Annotated in this window: 21 protein-coding genes and 2 tRNA genes; 4 read left to right on the top strand and 19 right to left on the bottom strand. The window is 70.1% G+C overall.

Annotation, left to right across the window (positions count from 1 at the left end; all coding sequences use genetic code 11):
• Positions 1 to 27: 27 nt before the first annotated feature.
• From NF556_RS04340 to NF556_RS04310, 7 genes are all read right to left on the bottom strand, one after another.
• On the bottom strand, positions 28 to 753 hold the full coding sequence (locus NF556_RS04340; RefSeq protein ID WP_252594275.1) for an ABC transporter permease: 726 nt from the start codon (positions 751 to 753) through the stop codon (positions 28 to 30).
• Positions 750 to 1,664: an ABC transporter ATP-binding protein gene (locus NF556_RS04335; RefSeq protein ID WP_252594274.1), complete on the bottom strand. Its 915-nt coding sequence runs from the start codon at positions 1,662 to 1,664 to the stop codon at positions 750 to 752. Before NF556_RS04335 ends, NF556_RS04340 begins: the two co-directional genes overlap by 4 nt.
• Complete coding sequence (locus NF556_RS04330; protein WP_252594273.1) at positions 1,661 to 2,557, bottom strand: hypothetical protein; 897 nt, start codon at positions 2,555 to 2,557, stop codon at positions 1,661 to 1,663. The genes NF556_RS04335 and NF556_RS04330 overlap by 4 nt, the downstream gene beginning before the upstream one ends.
• Entirely contained in the window at positions 2,541 to 3,470 is a 930-nt protein-coding gene (locus tag NF556_RS04325; protein ID WP_252594272.1) for an ABC transporter ATP-binding protein, read from the bottom strand. The genes NF556_RS04330 and NF556_RS04325 overlap by 17 nt, the downstream gene beginning before the upstream one ends.
• A gap of 99 nt (positions 3,471 to 3,569) precedes the next feature.
• The gene (locus tag NF556_RS04320) at positions 3,570 to 4,742 is read right to left on the bottom strand and encodes an N-acetylglucosamine-6-phosphate deacetylase (RefSeq protein ID WP_252594271.1); all 1,173 of its coding nucleotides are present in this window, start codon (positions 4,740 to 4,742) and stop codon (positions 3,570 to 3,572) included.
• Positions 4,743 to 5,528: a glucosamine-6-phosphate deaminase gene (gene nagB / locus NF556_RS04315; RefSeq protein WP_252594270.1), complete on the bottom strand. Its 786-nt coding sequence runs from the start codon at positions 5,526 to 5,528 to the stop codon at positions 4,743 to 4,745. It abuts the gene before it with no gap.
• Between the two features lie 112 nt (positions 5,529 to 5,640).
• Positions 5,641 to 6,510 carry a patatin-like phospholipase family protein gene (locus NF556_RS04310; protein ID WP_252594269.1) on the bottom strand — a complete coding sequence of 290 codons (870 nt, stop codon included), beginning with the start codon at positions 6,508 to 6,510 and terminating at the stop codon, positions 5,641 to 5,643.
• Positions 6,511 to 6,546: 36 nt separating this feature from the next.
• Between NF556_RS04310 and NF556_RS04305 the strand changes: the two genes are divergently transcribed.
• Both NF556_RS04305 and NF556_RS04300 read left to right on the top strand, forming a co-directional pair.
• A complete protein-coding gene (locus tag NF556_RS04305) occupies positions 6,547 to 7,575 on the top strand; it encodes an adenosine deaminase (RefSeq protein WP_252594268.1) in 1,029 nt (342 codons plus the stop codon).
• Between the two features lie 201 nt (positions 7,576 to 7,776).
• Positions 7,777 to 8,289, top strand: a complete 513-nt coding sequence (locus tag NF556_RS04300; protein WP_252594267.1) for a hypothetical protein — start codon at positions 7,777 to 7,779, stop codon at positions 8,287 to 8,289.
• A 185-nt stretch (positions 8,290 to 8,474) separates the two neighbouring features.
• Here NF556_RS04300 and NF556_RS04295 read toward each other — a convergent pair whose 3' ends face one another.
• The 10 genes from NF556_RS04295 to NF556_RS04250 all read right to left on the bottom strand — a co-directional run bounded on the left by NF556_RS04295 (position 8,475) and on the right by NF556_RS04250 (position 15,319).
• On the bottom strand, positions 8,475 to 9,569 hold the full coding sequence (locus NF556_RS04295) for a UDP-N-acetylmuramate dehydrogenase (RefSeq protein WP_252594266.1): 1,095 nt from the start codon (positions 9,567 to 9,569) through the stop codon (positions 8,475 to 8,477).
• The gene (locus NF556_RS04290) at positions 9,566 to 9,976 is read right to left on the bottom strand and encodes a MaoC/PaaZ C-terminal domain-containing protein (protein ID WP_252594265.1); all 411 of its coding nucleotides are present in this window, start codon (positions 9,974 to 9,976) and stop codon (positions 9,566 to 9,568) included. Before NF556_RS04290 ends, NF556_RS04295 begins: the two co-directional genes overlap by 4 nt.
• Positions 9,976 to 10,422: an FAS1-like dehydratase domain-containing protein gene (locus NF556_RS04285; protein WP_252594264.1), complete on the bottom strand. Its 447-nt coding sequence runs from the start codon at positions 10,420 to 10,422 to the stop codon at positions 9,976 to 9,978. The genes NF556_RS04290 and NF556_RS04285 overlap by 1 nt, the downstream gene beginning before the upstream one ends.
• Positions 10,423 to 10,578: 156 nt before the next feature.
• A complete protein-coding gene (locus NF556_RS04280) occupies positions 10,579 to 10,818 on the bottom strand; it encodes an addiction module protein (protein ID WP_252594263.1) in 240 nt (79 codons plus the stop codon).
• 234 nt (positions 10,819 to 11,052) lie between these two features.
• The gene (rpmG, locus tag NF556_RS04275; RefSeq protein WP_252594262.1) at positions 11,053 to 11,223 is read right to left on the bottom strand and encodes a 50S ribosomal protein L33; all 171 of its coding nucleotides are present in this window, start codon (positions 11,221 to 11,223) and stop codon (positions 11,053 to 11,055) included.
• 119 nt (positions 11,224 to 11,342) lie between these two features.
• A tRNA-Met gene (locus NF556_RS04270) sits at positions 11,343 to 11,416 on the bottom strand.
• Positions 11,417 to 11,451: 35 nt separating this feature from the next.
• A tRNA-Thr gene (locus NF556_RS04265) sits at positions 11,452 to 11,524 on the bottom strand.
• A gap of 101 nt (positions 11,525 to 11,625) precedes the next feature.
• A complete protein-coding gene (locus tag NF556_RS04260) occupies positions 11,626 to 12,624 on the bottom strand; it encodes a MaoC family dehydratase (protein ID WP_252595708.1) in 999 nt (332 codons plus the stop codon).
• A 2-nt stretch (positions 12,625 to 12,626) separates the two neighbouring features.
• On the bottom strand, positions 12,627 to 14,036 hold the full coding sequence (locus tag NF556_RS04255) for a 3-oxoacyl-ACP reductase (RefSeq protein ID WP_252594261.1): 1,410 nt from the start codon (positions 14,034 to 14,036) through the stop codon (positions 12,627 to 12,629).
• Complete coding sequence (locus NF556_RS04250; RefSeq protein WP_252594260.1) at positions 14,036 to 15,319, bottom strand: acetyl-CoA C-acetyltransferase; 1,284 nt, start codon at positions 15,317 to 15,319, stop codon at positions 14,036 to 14,038. The genes NF556_RS04255 and NF556_RS04250 overlap by 1 nt, the downstream gene beginning before the upstream one ends.
• 104 nt (positions 15,320 to 15,423) lie before the next feature.
• On the opposite strand from NF556_RS04250, the gene NF556_RS04245 reads away from it, so the two are divergent.
• Entirely contained in the window at positions 15,424 to 16,119 is a 696-nt protein-coding gene (locus NF556_RS04245) for a TetR/AcrR family transcriptional regulator (RefSeq protein WP_252594259.1), read from the top strand.
• Positions 16,116 to 18,119: an acyl-CoA dehydrogenase family protein gene (locus NF556_RS04240; RefSeq protein WP_252594258.1), complete on the top strand. Its 2,004-nt coding sequence runs from the start codon at positions 16,116 to 16,118 to the stop codon at positions 18,117 to 18,119. The genes NF556_RS04245 and NF556_RS04240 overlap by 4 nt, the downstream gene beginning before the upstream one ends.
• A 197-nt stretch (positions 18,120 to 18,316) precedes the next feature.
• Here the strand turns inward: NF556_RS04240 and rocD are convergent, their stop codons facing one another.
• Together rocD and NF556_RS04230 are read right to left on the bottom strand one after the other, a co-directional pair.
• Complete coding sequence (rocD, locus tag NF556_RS04235) at positions 18,317 to 19,552, bottom strand: ornithine--oxo-acid transaminase (protein ID WP_252594257.1); 1,236 nt, start codon at positions 19,550 to 19,552, stop codon at positions 18,317 to 18,319.
• Positions 19,553 to 19,645: 93 nt separating this feature from the next.
• Positions 19,646 to 20,212, bottom strand: a complete 567-nt coding sequence (locus NF556_RS04230) for a DinB family protein (RefSeq protein WP_252594256.1) — start codon at positions 20,210 to 20,212, stop codon at positions 19,646 to 19,648.
• Positions 20,213 to 20,239: the final 27 nt, after the last annotated feature.

The following is a 20,239-nucleotide window of genomic DNA, read 5'->3' as shown; positions in this document are numbered from 1 at the left end:
CCGGAGCGGTGTGGGTGCTCGGCGGCGTCACTCGTCGCCGCCGAGCTGGAAGCGTGCGAGGCGTCGCCCAGCGACATAGCCGCCGGCCACGATCACCACGAGGCTGGCGATCCAGGCATAGGCCAGCGGCAGGTTGCCAGCAATCAGGTTGAGCGAGTCATCCAGGCCCTCGGCGATGCGGCGACCGAAGGCGGAGACGCTCACATAGCGCAACCCGGACAGCCACGAGGCAAGCAGGCCCTCGAAGACCAACACGTAGATCAGGCCGGAGATCATGCCGTGCCGGTTGATCGCCGAGAGCATCACGAAGGCGGCGCAGTAGGCCGTGCCCGCCACGGCGGACCCGACGCCCACCGCGAGCGCCTGCCCGGGTGCCGACGGGTCGAGGATCAGGCCCGAGATGAACAGGGACCCGGCTCCGAGGACCACCGTGACCACGACCGCGACGACCAGCTTGCTCAGGGCCACGACATAGCGGGAGATCGGCTTGGAGAGCAGATAGACGATCGAGCCGTCGTCGATCTCGGGTCCGAGCACCCCGGTGGTCACCAGCAGCGAGACCAGCGGCAGCACCAGGCCCAGACCGAAGACGACGATGACGGCCTCGAAGGATGTCGCGGCGGCGTCACCGCTGGTCAGCAGCTGCACCAGCAGGCACAGCCCCATCAGCAGCAGGGGCAGGGCGACCAGCACCCACCACCGCTTCTGGCCGAACAGTGACTGCAGGGCCAGTCGCGCGATCGTGGGGTTCATGCGGACACCAGGTAGGCGAAGACCGACTCCAGTGACTCGTCGGTGGGCGTGACCTCGCGCAGGGTGATGCCGTGCTCCTTGGCCAGCCGAGGGAGGGCGACAGCAAACGTCCCAAAGTCGGTCACCTGCACCTGCACTCCTCCTCGCGGCTCCAGCCGGACCCCGGCGACGCTCTCTCCCGCCATCAGCACAGCGGCCAGCTTGCGATCGTCACTGGTCCGGAGCAGATAGACGTTGGGTCGGTCGGTCATCAGGCGGCGGATCGCGCCGAAGTCGCCCGAGGCCGCGTGCCGCCCGGAGACCACGACCTCGATGTGCCGGGCGATCTGCTCGACCTCCTCGAGGATGTGCGAGCTGAACAGCACGGTCCGCCCCTCGGAGCCCATGCGGGTGAGCAGCTCCATCAGGTGCATGCGCTGGCGGGGGTCGACGCCGTTGAACGGCTCGTCGAGCAGCAGCACGGCGGGGTCGTGGACCAGGGCAGCGGCCAGCTTGATGCGCTGGCGCATGCCCTTGGAGTAGGTGCTGATCAGGCGGCCGGCCGGTTCACCCATCTCCACGATGCCCAGGGCACGCTCGGCGGCCTCCCCCGGCGAGGGGAGCTTGTGCAACTCAGCGTTGGCGCGCACGAACTGCCGTCCGCTCAGATAACCGAAACTGGCCTCCCGCTCGGGCACCAGCCCGATGGCGCGATAGATCGACACGTTGTTCCAGACCGGCGCCCCATCGAGGGTCACCATGCCCGCCGACGGCGCGAGGAACCCGGCCATCATCGCGATCAGCGTGGTCTTGCCCGCACCGTTGGGGCCGAGCAGACCCGTGACGCCCGGCCCGATCTGCATCGAGACGTCATTGACGGCCACGACGTTGCCGAACCAGCGCGAGGCGTTGGCCACCTCGAGGACACTCATCGCCCCGCCTGCTTCCGGTAGTAGCGCACCAGCAGCCAGAGACCACCGGCGATGACGGCGAGGGAGGCGAGCAGATAGATCAGGCCCCAGCCGGCTCCGTCGGGCGACACCTGGAACGAGCTCTGGCCGTCGAGGAGTCCGACCTGCACGCCGTCGACCAGGGAGAACGGTGAGAACAGACCAACGACGAGACCCATGGTCTCGTTGCCCTGCACGTCCGTGATCGCCTGCACGGCCGACACCACCCCGGTGCTGACCAGCAGCGCGATGATCGTCACGCCGACGGCCAGACCGCGCCGTCTGGTGTGGGAGGCGACCAGCCCGGACAGGGTGGCCAGCACCGCCGACAGCAGCACGATGCCGACCATGGCCGCCAGGAAGTCAGCCGTGTGCTCGCTGAAGTCTGCCTCGGCCGTCAGCGCCCCGACATACAGCACGATGACCGGCAGGGCGATGAAGATCAGGATCGCCACGAACAGGGAGGCCCACCGGACCAGGGCATAGGCCGTGGCGCTGAGCGGTCGGGCGAGATAGAGCGAGATGGCCCCCGAGCGCAGGTCCCGGGAGAAGAGCACCGGCGCCTGCGCGGCCACAAAGATGACGATGACCAGCATGAGCGTCACCGGGTAGGTGCCGTAGTCGAGGAAACCGTCGGTCAGACCGAGGGTGACCATCACCGCAACCATGATCGCCGCGGGCACGATCATCAGGGCCAGCAGTGTCATCGGCAGGCCCTTGGCCCTGCCCGAGCGACCGATGCCGTAGGCGTTGAGCAACCCGGTCACGAACAGGGAGCGACCAGCGTCGCGCGTGCCGAGGCGTGGGCCGGAGTAGGGCCGGTAGCCGATGTCGTGGATGACACCGCCCGGCCGGCCGTCAGACGGCTGAGCCATGACCTGCATCCTCTCGGAAGACGTCCTCGATGCGGCCGTGGTCGGCGGCGATGCGGACCAGTCCGACGCCGACGTCCACCGCCGTGTCGCGGATCAGGTCGTGCAGGTCGGCTCGCCCCGGTGCGTTGATCTCGATCAGCTGGCCGCGTGGCCGGCACGCGATGCCCTGGGCCGCGAGACGCTCACCCATCGTGGTCTGGGCGTCACCGGCACCGAGCACCTCGATGAGCAGCAGCCCTGTGTCGGAGGTGAACTCGGCTGTCGCCGACGAGCGGAGCAGGTGCCCCCCGTCCAGCACCACCACGTGGTCACTGACCCGCTCGAGCTCGCCGAGCAGGTGCGAGGTGACCAGCACGGAGATGCCGAACTCGCGACCGATCTTGCTGACCAGGGCGAGCATGTCGTCCCGTGCCGCGGGGTCCAGACCGTTGGTGGGCTCATCCAGGAAGACCAGCCTCGGGTCGTGTGCCAGGGCCTGCGCGAGCTTGGCCCGCTGCTTCATGCCGGTGGAATAGCCGCCCATCAGGCGATAGCGCTCCTCCGCGAGCCCGACGTGACGCAGCACGTCGGCGGCCCGCTCACGCGCAGCAGTCGGCGGCAGTCCGGACATCCGGGCCATGTGCACCACAAAGTCGATGGCGCGCACGTCGGGGGGCAGGCAGTCGTGCTCTGGCATGTAACCGACCAGGGTGCGGATCTGTTGGCCCTCGGCGCGGATGTCGTGACCCAGCACCTGGGCGCGGCCCTCCGTGGCGTCGATCAGGCCGAGCAGGATCTTGATCAGCGTCGACTTGCCGGCGCCGTTGGCGCCGACCAGCCCGGTGACGCCCTCGCCGATGCTCAGGTCCAGCCCCCCTAGCGCAGTGACCTGGCCGTAGCGCTTGGTCAGTCCCTGCGTGTCGATAATCCCCACGGGGACAATCTATCTCCTGCCAGAGCAGTCTCGGGCGCATTTGTTGCGGGACCCACCAATTTGTTGGCGGACCCACCGTGTTGCATCGGCCCCCGTGCGTCAGAGGGACCTGTCCCGGTCGACCCAGACTCCCTGCCGCATGACGTCCTGCACACCCAGCTGCTCGTCCAGCCCCACGAGGTCGGCACGTCGACCCGCCTCGAGCCGCCCGACGTCGGTCCAGCCCATGGCTGCGGCCGGAGCGGCCGTGGCGGCGTGGACCGCCTCGACCAGTGGCACCCCGCACTCGACGGCGTTGCGCACGGCCCGGGACAGACTCAGCGTGCTGCCGGCCATGACGCCACCTGCGGTCTCCGCACCCTCGGCCCTGCCCTGACGCACCCGGGCGATGCCGTCAACGACATCCACGCCCAGCGTGCCCAGCTGATAACTCCCATCGCCCATCAGGGCGGCGGCCATCGCGTCGGTGACCAGCACCCACCGCTCGCCCGCGGACCGTGCGGTGGCCCGCACGACGGCCGGGTGCAGGTGGGCGCCGTCGACGATGGACTCGATGAAGACCTGTGGGTCCTCCAGCAGCGCGACCGACGGCCCGGGCTCGCGGTGGTGCGGCGGACGCGCACCGTTGTAGAGGTGGGTGGCCACGCTCGCCCCAGCCTCGATCGCCGCCCGCGTCTGGTCGTAGGTCGCGTCGGTGTGCCCCACGGCCACTCGCACGCCACGTCCCGTGAGCCACCGGATCGCCTCCAGCGCACCCGCTCGCTCGGGGGCCAGGGTCACCATCACGAGCGCGTCCCCACCAGCGTCGGTCAGGGCACCGAGAGCAGCCGGGTCCGGGTCGGCAAGCAGGGCGACAGGATGGGCACCGCACCACTGCGGCGCCAGCCAGGGTCCCTCACAATGGATGCCGCCCAGCTCACCCGAGCGCACGAGCGGGCGCAGCGTGCGCACCTGTCGCTCCAGGACGTCGATCGTGTCGGTGACCAGGCTGGCCACGACCGTCGTGGTCCCCTGCCGCAGGTGCGCGTCGCGGGCCCGGAGGGCAGCATCGGGGCCGTCGGTGAAGGCGAAGCCACCACCACCGTGGTTGTGCAGGTCCACCAGTCCGGGGACGAGCACGGCATACGGCTGATCTGGGTCCGCGACGCCCGAGGGGAGCGGCCCCTGCCCCACCTCGGCGATGCGGTCGTCGCGCACGATGACCCAGCCGTCCGCGATCTCACGCTCGGGGGTGATGACGCGCGCCGCGCGCAGGGCCCGCGCGGGCTGCACTCAGAATCCCTGCCAGGACGGCTTGGCGGTGTAGGCCTCGCGGTAGTAGTCGCGCAGCTCCAGCCGGGACGCGGCCGCCCCGTCGAGCAGCACGGTGACGTGCTGGTGCAGCTGCAGGGCCGTGACCGGCCACCGGGCGCTGACCTGTCCCTCGACGAGCTCGCGGACCACCTGCGCCTTGGCCTCTCCCATCGCGATCAGCACCAGGTGCCGACCCGCCAGGATCGTGCCGACGCCCATGGTCAGGCAGTGTTGCGGCACGGCCTCCACATCACCGTCGAAGAAGCGGGCGTTGTCCTGCCTCGTGCGCAGGGTCAGCGACTTCAGGCGGGTGCGCGAGGCCAGGGACGAGCCCGGTTCGTTGAAGGCGATGTGCCCCTCGGTGCCCACGCCCAGCAGCTGCACGTCGATGCCACCGGCGTCGGCGATCAACTGCTCATAGGCCGGGCCCGCCGCCTTGAGGTCGTCGCCATGACCGTCGGGGCCGTGGACGTTGGCGGGGTCGATGTCGACGGCGTCCACGAACTCGCGGTCGATCACGGTGCGATAGCTCTCGGGGTGGCCGGCCGGCAGGCCGACGTATTCATCGAGCAGGAAGCCACGACACTGCGCCAGGCTCAGCTCACCGCGCTGCACCCGGGCGCCCAGCTCGCGGTAGACGTGCACCGGGCTGGAGCCGGTGGCCAGCCCGAGGACGGCCGCGGGCTTGGCGGCCACGTGCTCGGCGATCACATCGGCCCCGACACGACCGACCTGCTCGGCGTCGTCGAGAATCACGACCTCCATCAGCGCATCACGCTTCTTCCTGCCCCTGCGGGGCATGTTGGGGACAGACCAGAGGGTATGCCGTGGGCCGGGTCAGGTGCGTCAGGCGCCGGTCCCGGCGTCGCAGTGGACCTTATCTGGAGGGGACCAGGCTCAAGAGTTCCTCCCGGTGCTCGCGGGCCACCGCCTCCCCTGCGTCGATCGCGTGCTTGGCCCGGTGGAACTCCGCGATCTCCAGGCCCTCCATCGGCGCGTCCAGCAGGACGTCGGGTTTGTAGAACGACAGTCGCGCCATCGTGAGCTGGGCCTGCATCACGTCCACGGCCCGCATCAGCTCGTGCAGGGCCGTCATGCGGATCCGCCGGCGTGGCGCCCCCGCGTCGTCGACCGGGTGGTCGACCCGCACGAGCGGGGTCGCGTTGACGGCGAGCACCTTGTGGGCCCCCAGGAAGAGCGCCCCGTCGACCGGGATCTGGTTGAGCAGACCACCGTCGACGAGTCGGGCCCGCCCGAGCGTGACCGGCTCGAGGGCCCCCGGATAGGCGGTGGTGGCGAGCAGGGCGGTGATCAGGTCACCGCGCTGGCTGTAGTGGATGCGACCGTCGTTGAGGTCGGTGGCCGTCAGCACCAGCGGCAGCTCCAGCTCCTCGAAGGTCGCTGGAAGCAGCTCGACCAGCCAGCGCTCAAAACCCTTGGTGTTGAGCAGCCGCCCCGAGATCGGGCTCCAGTCGATCAGCTTGCTCCAGCGCAGGTCGGTGGCGATCTCGGCCATCTGCTCGGCGTTGTAGCCGGCCGCGATGAAGGCCCCGATCAGGCCACCCATGCTGGTCCCGGACACCACGTCGGGTCGGATCGCCAGCTCCTCCAGCACCCGCACGACGCCGATGTGGCACAACCCCCGGGCACCGCCTCCGCCCAGGGCGAGGCCGAGCACAGGGTCGGGTCCTTTCGGGGCCGGCCCGCCCTTGGCCGGTCCGGTGTCAGTGCTCCACGCCTCGAACATGCTCCCAGTCTGGGCCATGAGGTAGAACAGGGGATCATGACCCGCTCTCTCGCGGCGCTTCCCAAGGCGCACCTGCACCTGCACTTCACCGGGTCCATGCGGATCACGACGCTGCGCGAGCTCGCCGCCAAGCACGGGCTGCGGCTGCCCGCCTCGCTCCTGGCGGACTGGCCACCGACGCTGCGCGCCACCGACGAGCGTGGCTGGTTCCGGTTCCAGCGGCTCTATGACACGGCACGCGCCTGTGTCCAGGACGAGTCGGACATGCGCCGGATCGTGCGCGAGGCTGCCGAGGACGACGCCCGGGAGGGCTCGCGCTGGCTCGAGATCCAGGTGGACCCCACGTCCTATGCACCCTTCGTCGGTGGGATCACCCCGGCGATCGAGATCGTGCTCGACGAGGCCGCCTCCGCGACCCGAGACACGGGCACGTCCGTCGCCGTGGTCGTGGCGGCCAGCCGCACCCGCCACCCGTTCGACGCCCGCACCCTGGCCCGGCTCGCCGCGCAGTATGCCGGGGACGGGCCGGGCACGGTCGTCGGCTTCGGACTGTCCAACGACGAGCGGCGCGGGGACACCGCCGAGTTCGGTCCGGCCTTCCGGATCGCCGCCCGCGCCGGGCTGGCCTCGGTGCCGCACGCCGGTGAGCTGCTCGGGCCCTCCCACGTCGTCGAGGCGCTGGACCACCTGGGCCCGGACCGGCTCGGCCACGGCGTGCGCGCCAGCGAGGACGAGCCCCTGCTGGCTCGGCTCGTGCAGCGGGCCGTGACCCTGGAGGTGTGCCCTGCCAGCAATGTGGCGCTCGGCGTCTATGAGGAGATGTCGCAGGTGCCGCTGCGCCAGCTGCTGGACTCCGGCGTCAACATCGCCCTGGGCGCCGACGATCCGTTGCTGTTCGGCTCGCGCCTGCTGGCGCAATACGAGTCGGCCCGCACCGACCACGGCCTCGGCGACGACGAGCTGGCCGAGCTGGCCCGCGGCTCCGTGCGCGGGTCCCGGGCCCCAGACGATGTCCAGGCCGTGTTGCTGGCCGACATCGACACCTGGCTGGCCGCCACCCCCTGACCGAGCGCGCGGGCGCCCGGTTTTCCACCCCACCGAGCGCACGGGCGCCCGATTTTCCCGCCCACCGAGCGCACGAGGGCCTGGTTTTCCAGCCCACCGAGCGCACGAGCGCCCGATTTTCCCGCCCACCGAGCGCACGGAGAGGCAACCGCAACCTCCTCCCCCGCGTCCTAGGCTCGACATCGACCAACGAGGAGAGCCATGAACGGATTCGAGTGGCGCCACATCGCGGCCGGTCTCGGCTGGGGCACCGGCGTCGGGATGGGGACCGGCATCCTGCTGGGGTGGACGATCCTGGCGTGGGGTGGGGGCGCCGATGCCGTCAGCGATCCGTCGTTGCGTGCGCTCGGCGGACTCGTGGTCGGCATGCTCTGGATGGCCTTCTATGGCGCCTTGATCGGTGTCATCCCGGGGTCGATCGCCGGCACCCTGATCGGCATCGTGCTGAGCGTGCTCGTGGGCCGCCAACCCGACGAGCGGCCCGCGATGCGCACGACCGTGATTGCGACGCTCATCCTGATCCCAGGGCTGGCCACCATCGCGATCTGGCTGCTGGGTTGGTATGTCGAGGACCTGCGCAGCCCGTGGTTCTGGCTGGCCATCGGCTATCCGACGCTCCTCGGCGTTCCCGCGATGCGCTGGAGTGCGAGCCGGATCGCTCGCCGCAACGCCTCACCGGCCGTGCTCGCTGACGCGATCAGAGCCAAGGCCTGACCCACCGGCCGTGCTCGCTGACGCGATCGGAGCCACGACCTGAGGGACCGGCGGAAGCGGTCCTGCGGAGGTTGTCGCATGCCGTGACGCCCGCAGGACCATTTTCGCCTGGCCCTGAGCGAGGGCGCGGATGGCACCGCACGGCGCCGGGGCTGACGAAGTGGATCGTGCTCGCGTCCGGCACGTCAGAGGGTCAGGCCGACCAGCACCGGCTCGTTGACCAGCGTCACGCCAAAGGCCTCGCGGACGCCGTCGCGCACCTCACGCGCCAGGGCAAGCACGTCCGTGGCCCGCGCGCTGCCGCGGTTCGTCAGCGCCAGGGTGTGCTTGGTCGACAGCGCGGCCGGGCCGGGCATCCGGTGGCCCTTGGTGAACCCCGCTTTGTCGATCAGCCAGGCCGCCGAGGTCTTCACGTTCCCCTCCGTCGCTGGATACTGCGGCGGGACAGGACTGGTCGGTCCCAGTCGCTCGGCCGCTCGGGCGACAAGTTCGGCATACTGCTGCGCCGGGAGGATCGGGTTGGTGAAGAACGACCCGCAGGACCACGTGTCGTGATCGTCCGCGTCGAGCACCATGCCGCGGTTGCGCCGCTGGTGCAGGACCGCGTCCCGGGCCTCCGCGAGCGGCACCCGGGCCCCGAGCTCCACGCCCAGGCCGTCGGCCAGGGCCGCATAGCCGATCGGCTGGGACAGCTCGGTGGGTCGCAGCGAGAAGGTCACCGACAGCACGATGTGGCGCGGCGTCACCGCACCAGCGTGGGCGTCCGGGCCGACCATCGACTCCTTGAGCACGGAGTGGCGGTAGGAGAACGCCAGGTCTGCGGCGAACATCGTGCGCACCCGCTGCTCGGTCCGGTCCCAGACCCGCACTGAGGCGATCGTCTGGGCGACCTCCTGACCGTAGGCGCCGACGTTCTGCACCGGCGTGGCCCCGGTCGCTCCCGGGATGCCCGACAGCGACTCGATGCCCGACCACCCCTCGGCAACAGCCCGCGCCACGACGTCGTCCCACATCTCCCCCGCAGCGACGGTCACGGTGACGCCGCCGCAGGCCGAGGCGTCCGGCACCTGGATCCCCGTGGTGCGCACCAGCACGGCCGTGCCCGCGAAACCCTCGTCGGCCACCAACAGGTTGGACCCGCCACCGACGACCAGCAGCGGCTCACCAGCGTCGTCAACCGCGCGGACCGCCTCGATCAGCTCATCCTCGGTCGTCGCGGTGACCATCGACCGTGCCGGGCCACCGACCCGCATCGTGGTGAGATCGGCCAGCGAGGTCATGCCCGGACGACGGCCAGACAACGCCCCAGGACCTTCTCGCCGGCACAGGTCGCGGTCAGCTCGACGGTCTGGGTGCCGGCCTCCTCGTCGCTCTTCTTGATCACGCCTTCGACGAGCACCTCGACGGTCTCGCCCTCGGGCACAACGACCATGCCGGTGAAGCGGGTCGAGCAGGACAACACGCGGCCGGGGTCGCCGCCGACATAGGCGGTCACGACGTCGAGGGCGGCGCCCATCGTCCACATGCCGTGGGCGATGACGTCCTCCAGGCCGACGGAGCGGGCGAAGTCGGCGTCCTGGTGGATCGGGTTCTGGTCGCCGGAGGCGTTGGCATAGTCGACCAGGAGGGCCCGGTCGACGGTCACCGTGCGACTCAGCGCCGCAGGGTCGGTGGTGGTCTGGGTCATCAGCCCCCTCCTCTCACGACGATGGTGGACTTCACGGTCGTCACCGGCGCCCCACGGGCGTCGCTGAGCTCCACCCGGGTGGAGACCATCCCGTGGCCCCCCGCCTCGCGGATGCGGTCCACGTGCAGGACCCCGCTGAGGCTGTCGCCCGCCGTGATGGGGCGGTGGTGGGTGAAGCTCTCCTCACCGTGGACCACACGGGAGAAGTCGATGCCGGCATCCTCGTCGCGGATCAGCTGCGCCTCACACTGCTGCGCCAGGCGCACCGCAAAGGTCGGCGGTGCCACCACGTCGGCGTGGCCGAGGGCCTGAGCTGCTGCGGGGTCGCGGTGCGCCGCACTCGTGGAACCGATCGCGTCAGCGAAGGCCGCGATCTCCTCAGCGGTGACCGGGAAAGGGCCGACCGGCGGATACTCCCGGCCGGCGTAATCGGGGTTAACTGCCATGCCGGTCAGCCTACGTCGGGTCATCCACAGATGAACGCGACACCCGCTGAGATCTCATCCGCGAGCTGGCTGCCGAGACCAGCCTCCCTGTCTTCCTACACAGTGAGTGCCCGAAGAACTCCTCCCGAGCCGCCGGGTGCTCACTCCAGCGCAGGGTCACTTGTGGCGAACTGCGAGCCGAGCACGACCCATCCGGAGCGTTTCCTCGCCGCTGACCAGTTCGACCTTTCCGGTGATGATCTCCTCGACGCGGCTGTCTATCTCCGCATCCCACGCGGCGTCGACCTCTGCTCTCTCGGGATCATCGACCTGCTGGAGCGCGAGTGCGGCGATTTCACGCTGGTCGGGATCGAGTGCCTTGCCTGCCTCGATGTAGTCCCCCAGCGTGGAAGTCATGAGTCAAAGCCTACGGCGCCCCGCTGACATCGGTCGAGACCATGCTGTGTGTGCCCACGCGGGTCTGGCCTGGCTACACGTCCTCCTGCGGGACCACAGCACCACGCCGGGGCAGTCGCGCGGAGCTCACCCACGGCATACGGCCTCCGAACACAACGAAGGCCGCCACCCACTCAGGGTGACGGCCTCGCAGTGCTGACCGAGGTCAGCGGTTCCGGCAGGTGCCGGAGTGCGTCAGCGGGTCTCGCGGTGCGCGGTGTGCTTGCCGCAGCGCGTGCAGAACTTCGCCAGCTCGACCCGGTCGGGGGTGTTGCGACGGTTCTTCTTGGTGATGTAGTTGCGCTCCTTGCACTCCGTGCACGCCAGAGTGATCTTCGGGCGGACGTCGGCGCTCTTAGTAGCCACGGGGCAACCTGCTCTCGAAACGATGGTGGTGTGATGCGTGCGTCGCCCGCCGCATCTGGGCGGCGGGCAGCAGCACTCAAGGATACGCGAACTTCGGCTGTGGACCGAATCGCGACCAGTAGCGGGAGCGGGGCTCGATCCCGCGACCTCACGATTATGAGTCGTGCGCTCTAACCAGCTGAGCTATCCCGCCTTGGGCGGTGCCTCCCAGACTGGGCGGCTTCCCGGAGCCCCCCAACGGAATCGAACCGTTGACCTTCTCCTTACCATGGAGACGCTCTACCGACTGAGCTAGGGGGGCCTGCTTCTTCCGCCCTGGACCGTGGCCCGGGCGCGGAACGCTCCGCAGACTTTACACGGCCCACCCGGCGTCCACGAAATCGGGCGCCGGGAGGGGCCGCATCAGCTGACCGAACCGCTGAGGTGGTCCCTCTTGCCGTCCTTGGTGGCGATGCGGAACGCGAGGTCAGCATCGTCCTGGGCGAACGAGAAACCCACCGTGGAGGGCAGCAGGATCGGCTTGCGGAACTGCACAGACACCTCGTATGCCGAGGGGAGACGACCCTCCAAGGCCGCCAGTGCGCGGGCGTGGGCCCACATCCCGTGGGCGATGGCCCGCGGGAACCCGAACGCCTTGGCGGTGAGGCTGGACAGGTGGATCGGGTTGACGTCCCCGGACACGCCGGCATAGTCGCGACCCAGCCCGGCCGGCAGCTTCCACAGCGCGGACGGGATCTCCCCATTTTTGAGGGAGGTCTCGCCCGCTTGTCCCGCATTTTGGGGGAGGTTTCGCACGCCCTCTGCGCCGGCCACGGACTCGCTGCTGGGCTCCTGACTCTGCTCACTGACCGCGACGGGCTCCGGGCTGTCGCTGGGGCGCTTGCCGCGGGCCAGGTAGGTGCTGCGGCCGGTCCACACGACCTCGTCACCGACCCGGGCCTCGCCGAGCAGGTCGACCTGGGTGCCCGAGCGGTGGGCCCGCAGGTCCGCCGCGGAGGAGGACAGCGTCAGCGCCTCCCCCAGCTCGACGGGACGGTTCAGCTGCATCTGGTTGGACACGTGGACCAGCCCGGCCAGGCCGAGCGGGAAGTCCTGCGCGGCCATCAGGTGCACCTGCAGCGGGAAGGTCAGCACGTGCAGCCAGGTGGCCGGCACCTCGTCGCGCTGGGTGAAGCCGCAGACGCGGCTGTAGCCCGCATAGCGCTCGGCGTCCTGCTCCAGGGCGGTGACCATCACCTGCCGGTCCGGCAGGGTCCCGTCGGGGCCACCTCGGCGGACCGGCAACAGGGCACGGGCGATGCCCGCGCCGACGCTGGGCAAACCCTCGAGCAGCTCGACATCCAGGTCCCGTTGGCCGCTCGACTCCTGCTGGTCGCTCGACTCCTGCTGGTCGCTCGACATGGTCACGCTCCGATCTGGGACTGGCCGCAGACCCGGATCACCTGACCGGTGACGGCTCCGCTGTCGGGCGCCGCCAGATAGGCGATGGTCTCGGCAACATCGACCGGCTTGCCGCCCTGGCTCAGGCTGTTGAACCGACGCGCGAACTCACGGGTCGCGAACGGGATCTTGTCGGTCATCTCGGTCTCGATGAAACCGGGTGCGACCGCGTTGACCGTGGTGCCGCGATCTGCCAGCAGCGGCGCCTCCGCCCGCACCAGGCCGATCACGCCGGCCTTGCTCGCCGCATAGTTGCTCTGGCCCCTGTTGCCGGCGATGCCGGAGGTGGAGGCAACACCGACGATGCGCCCGCCCTCGGCCAGACCACCATCGATCGAGCTGTCCAGGAGCACCTCGTTGATGCGCAGCTCGGCGGCGAGGTTGACCTCGAGCACGCTGCCCCAGCGGTCCTCGTCGGTGTTGACGAGGAGTTTGTCGCGGGTGATGCCGGCGTTGTGGACGATCGCGTGGATCTTCGCGTCGTTGCCGTGCCGGGCCGCGACGTGGGCGGCGATCTTCTGACCCGCGTCGGGCGATGTGATGTCCAGCTGCAGGGCCGTGCCACCGAGGTTGTTGGCGACCTTGGTCAGCGCCTCACCAGCTGCGGGGATGTCCACGACGACCAGGCTCGCGCCGTCGCGGGCGAAGACCTCGGCGATGCCGGCGCCGATGCCGCGGGCCGCGCCGGTCACGACGACAACCTTGCCGGCAAACGGCGCGGTCGGGTCGGCGGGGACCTCCCCCGGCTGGGCGCCCAGGACGCGCCAGGGCTGACCGGAGACATAGGCCGAGCGCCCCTCGAGTAGGAAGGACAGGCTCGAGGCGAGCGCGGCACCTGTCGTGGCGGGCGAGACATAGACCAGGTTGGCCGTGCCGCCCTTGCGCAACTCCTTGCCGACGCTGCGGGTGATGCCCTCCAGTGCCTGCTGGACGGCCGCCCCCTCCGGCTGCTCAGTGAGCTCGGGGGCGGTGCCGACGATGATCACGCGGCCACTGGATCCCAGGGCACGCAGCGCGGGCCGGAGCACGGCCCGGACTCCCTCGAGGTCTCCGATGGTCGCCACCGAGGTCGCGTCCAGGACGAGCGCGCCGATCTTTCCCTCGTATGCCGGGGGGACGACTCTCCCGTCCTCTCCCGTCGTGCGGGCGGCCGGCTCATCGCGGATCGCCTCGGCGCCGGTGATCCCCAGCGTCGTCAGGGCCTCGCGGGTGGCCCCGCTGGACTCCCCGGCTCCCTCGAGCACGGCGAGCACCACGTCGCCGCTGGGCAGCACGCGCCCGCGGCGCAACTCGGTCGCCTGAGGCACCCCGAGCTGCTTGGTCACCGCCTTGGTCAGCGGGTTGCCGGTCAGCACGTCAAGCACCTTGGTCATCACACAGCCTCCAGGATCGCGACGACACCCTGGCCGCCAGCAGCACAGATCGAGATCAGGCCACGAGAGCCTGATCCCTTCTCGGACAGCATCTTTGCCAGCGAGGCGACGATCCGCCCACCGGTCGCGGCGAACGGGTGACCCGCCGCCAGCGAGGAGCCGTTGACGTTGAGTCGGCTCCGGTCGATCGAGCCGAGGGGGGCGTCCAGCCCGAGCCGCTCGGTCGCAAACTCCGGGCTCTCCCAGGCCGCGAGGGTGGAGAGCACGGTGGACGCGAAGGCCTCGTGGATCTCATAGAAGTCGAAGTCCTGCAGGGTCAGGCCCTGGCGGGCGAGCAGGCGCGGCACGGCATACGCCGGGGCCATCAACAGGCCCTCCTCGCCGCCCACATAGTCGACCGCGGCAACCTCGGCGTCCACGAAGCGGGCCAGGACGGGCAGGTTGCGCTCGGCGGCCCACTCCTCCGAGGCGACCAGCACGAGGGCTGCCCCGTCAGACAGCGGCGTGGAGTTGCCGGCCGTCATCGTGGCGCCCTCGCCCTTGCCGAACACCGGCGACAGCTTCGCCAGCTTCTCCACCGAGGTGTCCGCCCGCAGACCCTGGTCCTTGCTCTGCCGGCGATAGGGCGTCACCAGGTCGTCGAAGAAGCCCTCGTCCCACGCGCGTGCCATGTTGTGGTGGCTCGCGGCGGCCAGCTCGTCCTGGGCCTCGCGGGTGATGCCCCACTCCTTGGCGGTGCGCGCCTGGTGCTCACCCATCGACAGTCCGGTGCGCGGCTCGGAGTTGCGCGGCGTCTCGGGGGCCAGGTCACCGGGCCGGATCGAGGCGAAGGCCTGGGCACGCTGGAGGGCGGTCTTGGCGTGGTTGGCGCGCAGCAGGGCGCGGCGCAGCCCCTCACCCACCGCGATCGGGGCATCGCTGGCGCTGTCAACGCCACCGGCGATCGCGCTGTCAATCTGGCCGAGCTGGATCTTGTTCGCGACCTGGATCACGGCCTCCAGGCCGGTCCCGCAGGCCTGCTGCAGGTCATAGGCCGGAGTCGTGGGATCCAGGGCCGAGCCGAGCACGGTCTCGCGGACCAGGTTGAAGTCGCGGCTGTGCTTGAGCACGGCGCCACCAGCAACCTCACCGACGCGCTGACCGGCCAGGCCGAAGCGGGCGATCAGCCCGTCCAGGGCCGCGGTCAGCATGTCCTGGTTGGACACGGCTGCATAGGCGCCGCCGGCCTTGCCGAACGGGATGCGGTTGCCGCCGACGATCACGGCGTTGCGGACTTGAGCCATTGGGGCAACTCCTGTGTGGGAAACGATGGGGACAGGGTGGGACACAAAGTGAATATCCGATACCGACAGTAGCAGGTACGCCCGGTACTAGGTACTGTGTCGGTATGAGCAATCATGCCGACGGTCGCGACACCCGCTGGGTCGCCCACCGGGCCAAGCGGCGACGGGAGTTGGTCGAGGCCGCACTCCGAGCGATCCGCCGCCACGGCCCGACCGTCGGCATGGACGACATCTCGGCCGAGGCGGGCACCAGCAAGACGGTCGTCTATCGCCACTTTGGGGACCGCACCGGGCTGTATGCCGCAGTGGTCGAGGCCGTGGACCAGCGCATCCTGGACAGCCTCGGCGCCGCAACCGCTGGACGCGACGCAACCGCGGAGAACCCGCTGGCCATCGTTGCCTCCATGGTCGACGCCTTCCTCCTCCTGGTGGAGAAGGACCCCGACATCTATCGCTTCGTCGTCACCCGGCCGCTGGTCGACGGGCCCGTCGAGGACGACCCGGTCGCCGGCCTGTCCGATCGGATCGGCGACCAGATCGCGCGAGCGCTGGAGGCCCACCTGCGGCGACAGGGCCGGGACAGCGCCTGCGCGACCACGTGGGGCCACGGCCTCATCGGTTTCGTGCGCGCCGCCGCAGACCACTGGTTGAGCACGGACCTCGCCCGGTCGCGCAGCGACCTGGTCGCCGACGTGACCAGCCTCTTTGCCCCGGCGCTCGCCGGACCCAGCCCCTCGGCATACGCCACCCCCACCGACGCCAGACCCCAGACCGCCGACCCCAGGAAGGTAGACCAGTGACACACACCGATGCAGCCACGTCCCAGGAGACCCAGAACGACAACTCCACACCGGAGAGCACGCAACGCGTCGCGACCGGTCACGAATCGCTCACGCCGCTCGGTGCGGCGCTGCGGTCCGCCGCTGACGGCACCTATCGCGACGTGCGCGCGGAGATGCGGACCATGCTGATCGACGAGGGCCTGACCCGCGACCCCGCCATGTCCGTGTCGGAGGCTCGGGAGTGGACGCGCACCGCGATCCAGGGCATCGCGGACAAGGGCCGGGGAGGTGCCGGGTTCCCGACGTCGGTCGGTGGTGACGGGCTGCTGGCCAGCTCCGTCGTCAACTTCGAGTCGATCTCCCTGGCCGATCTGTCGCTGACCGTCAAGGTCGGGGTCCACTTCGGACTGTTCGGCGGCGCGATCGCCAGCCTGGGCACCGACGAGCAGCTGGCGCAGTTCGTCCCGTCCGTGATCAGCCTGGAGCTGCCTGGTGCCTACGCCATGACCGAGGTGGGCCACGGCAGCAACGTGCAGGCGCTGGAGACCACGATCACCTACGACCGGGAGAGCGACGAGCTGGTCGTGCACTCCCCCACCGAGTCCGCCACCAAGACCTATATCGGCAATGCCGCCGAGGACGCCCGCATGGCGGTGGTCTATGGCCAGCTCGAGGTCGCGGGTGAGTCGCACGGCATCCACGCCGTGCTGGTGCCCGTGCGCGACGACGCGGGCGCTGCGCTGCCCGGGGTGCTGATCGGCGACAACGGTGCCAAGGGCGGACTCGACGGCGTGGACAACGGCACGCTGCGCTTCGAGCAGGTGCGGGTGCGTCGCACGATGCTGCTCAGCCGCTATGGCGGCGTCGACGAGTCGGGCGCCTATGTCTCGCCCATCGAGAACCAGAACCGTCGCTTCTTCACCATGCTGGGCACCCTGGTCCGCGGCCGGATCTGTGTGTCCGGCGCCGGGGCCCAGGCTGGCCGCAAGGCCCTGAGCATCGCCACGCGCTATGCGCTGCAGCGTCGGCAGTTCGAGGCACCCGGTCGCGAGGACGAGGTGCGGCTGCTGGACTACCTGGCCCACCAGCGCAAACTGCTGCCAGCGATCGCCACCGCCTATGCGCTGGCCTTCGCCCAGGGCGACCTGGTCGACACCCTGCAGGAGGTGCAGTCCAAGCCGGTCGGTGAGCGCGACCAGAAGGCCCAGCGTGAGCTGGAGACCCGAGCTGCTGGGATGAAGGCAGTCAGCACCCGCTTCGCCAACGACATCATCCAGGTGTGCCGCGAGGCCTGTGGCGGGGCGGGCTACATGGCCGAGAACGGCCTGACCGAGCTGCGCCGCGACGCTGACGTGTTCGCCACCTTCGAGGGCGACAACACCGTCCTGCTGCAGCTGGTCGCCAAGGGACTGCTGACCAACTACAAGGAGATGTGGGGCGACCTGGACATGTTCGGCATGGTCCAGGCCGCGGTCCGCACCTTCACCGGGACCGTGATCGAGCGGGCTGCGGCCCGCCCGGCGATCGAGCGGATCATGTCCACGGCTCAGCGCCGCAGCGACAGCGATTCTGTGCTCGACCGCAGCTGGCACATCTCCATGTTCGAGGAGCGCGAGCGGCACGTGCTGGACAGCCTGGCCCAGCGCATGCGCACCGCGGGCAAGGACGAGGACAAGGCCTTCGAGGCGTTCAACAGCACGCAGGACCACCTGCTGCTCGCGGCCCGCACGCACATCGACCGCATGGTTCTGGAGTCCTTCGTCGCCGGCATCGACGCGTGCGAGGACGAGGATGCGGCCCAGGTCCTCGGCACGCTGTGCGACCTCTATGCCTTGGAGAACCTGGCCGGTGACCGCGGCTGGTTCCAGGAGCACAACCTGATGTCGACGTCCCGCGCCAAGGCGATCGTGCCTGCGATCAATCAGCTCTGCCAGGAGCTCCGCCCGCATGCACTGTCCCTCGTCGAGGGCATGGGTGTGCCGGAGCAGCTGCTGGGCTCGGCGATGCTGGAGGGCTGACACTCCCGCGCACAACGCCTCGGCCACCCCGCCACCCCGGGGCCATCACGTCGCCCCGGGCCACCCAGTCAGCGGGGCCATCGAGCCACCCCTGGGCCAGCCGCAGGCAACGTGCGGGCGGGCGTCAGGCGCGGAAAGGCACAAGAACGGGCGCCCCCGGTCTGGGGGCGCCCGTCCTGTCTCGTATGCGGAGTGGCTCAGTTGGCGTTGGCCTCGCCCACGACCTCGGTCAGCGCGTCGATGACCTGGCGCAGCTCCTCGTCGGTGATCGTCAGCGGCGGGGCCAGGCGGATTGTCGAGCCGTGGGTGTCCTTGGCCAGGACACCCTTCTTGGCCAGGGCCTTGCACGCCTCCTTGCCGGACATCAGCGAGGGGTTGATGTCGATGCCGGCCCAGAGGCCACGGACCCGCACGCTGTCCACGCCCTGACCGATCAGCGCCTCGAGCCCGTCACGGAAGGTCGACTCGAAGTCGGCGGCGCGCTGCTGCGGCTCGCCGGTCATCAGCATCTTGACCACCGCGTGGCCGACGGCTGCGGCCAACGGGTTGCCACCGAAGGTGGAGCCGTGCGTGCCGGGGGTGATGACGCCCATGACGGCCTCGTCGGCGGCGACGGCGGAGACCGGGATGATGCCGCCGCCGAGGGCCTTGCCCAGGGTGTAGATGTCGGCCTCAACGTTTTCATAACCACAGGCCAGCGTGGTGCCGGTGCGGCCGAGGCCGGACTGGATCTCGTCCGCGATCATCAGCACGTTGCGGTCGGTGCACAGCTCACGCAGCCCCGGCAGGAAGCCCTCCTTGGGGATCTGCACACCCTGCTCACCCTGGATCGGCTCGACGAGGACGGCCACCGTGTCATCGGTGATCGCAGCCTCGATCGCGGCCAGGTCGCCGTAAGGCACTGCGGTGAAGCCCGGGGTGTAGGGGCCGTAGTCGTCGTGGGCCTCCGGGTCGTCGGAGAAGCTGACGATCGTGGTGGTGCGGCCGTGGAAGTTGCCGTCCATCACGATGATGTTGGCCTTGCCCGACTCCACGCCCTTGACGCGATAGCCCCACTTGCGGGCGATCTTGATCGCGGTCTCGACGGCCTCGGCTCCGGTGTTCATCGGCAGGATCTGGTCCTTGCCGACCAGCGAGGCCAGGTCACGGCAGAAGGGACCCAGCTGGTCGTTGTGGAAGGCGCGGCTGGTCAGCGTGGAGCGATCCAGCTGGCTCTTGGCCGCCGCGACGAGGTCGGGGTGACGGTGGCCAAAGTTGAGCGCGGAATAGCCAGCGAGCGCGTCGATGTATCGGTTGCCCTCGACGTCGGTCACCCACACGCCCTCGGCCTCGGCCACGACGACCGGAAGCGGGGAGTAGTTGTGTGCCGCGACGCGGTCCTCGAGCTCGATGAACGCTGCGTTGGTCTGCGGGAGCGAGGTGGTGTCGGTCATGGACCAAGACTAGAGCCACACCTCGCCCCGGCGGCACCCAGTCCGGCACGGGCGTGCGTATGCCGAGTGGCCGGGTGGCCAGATCAGGTCACCTCAGCGGTGGGCCCACAGGTCGCGCAGCAGCGCGACCTCGGCCAGGTGATGGATGGCCTCCCGGTTGATGTGCAGCACCAACTCGGCCATCGGGTGCTCGGCAAACGGCCCCTCCGCCTCCCCCACCGCCCGCGCGAGCGCCGCAGCGTCGAGCCCACGCACCCCGGCCAGCCAGGCGGCATACGTCTCGTCCAGCTGAGCCAGCGCACCCTCGGCGGTGCCGGCGTAGTCCCACGTGAAGTAGTCGCACTGCCGGAACCCGAGGTGCGAGGCCGCCCGCGCCCCGAAGATGCCGACGATGATGTGCCCGAGTCGCCAGGCGATAGTGGTGACCGGGGCCGGGTCAGGCTCGGGAAGCGCGAAGTCGATCTCCCAGTCACCGCTCCCCGCTGCCTGCGGTGTCGCCGCCGTGCCGGTGGGCCGCACGCTCCAAGCGCCGGCGACCGGCTCCCAGAGATACTCCTCGTCGGTCAGCCCCTCGAGGCGTGGCCGGGCCAGGTGCTCCCAGTGCCAGGTCAGCTGCTCGATCGCCAGGCCGTGCCAGTCGGTGCCCTGCGTGTCACTCATGTCCGCCTCCGATGGTTGGGGCAGCAA

The sequence above is a fragment of the Ornithinimicrobium faecis genome (genome assembly GCF_023923225.1).
Classification (GTDB): domain Bacteria; phylum Actinomycetota; class Actinomycetes; order Actinomycetales; family Dermatophilaceae; genus Ornithinicoccus; species Ornithinicoccus faecis.
This window is presented reverse-complemented; position numbering and strand designations above follow the sequence as displayed.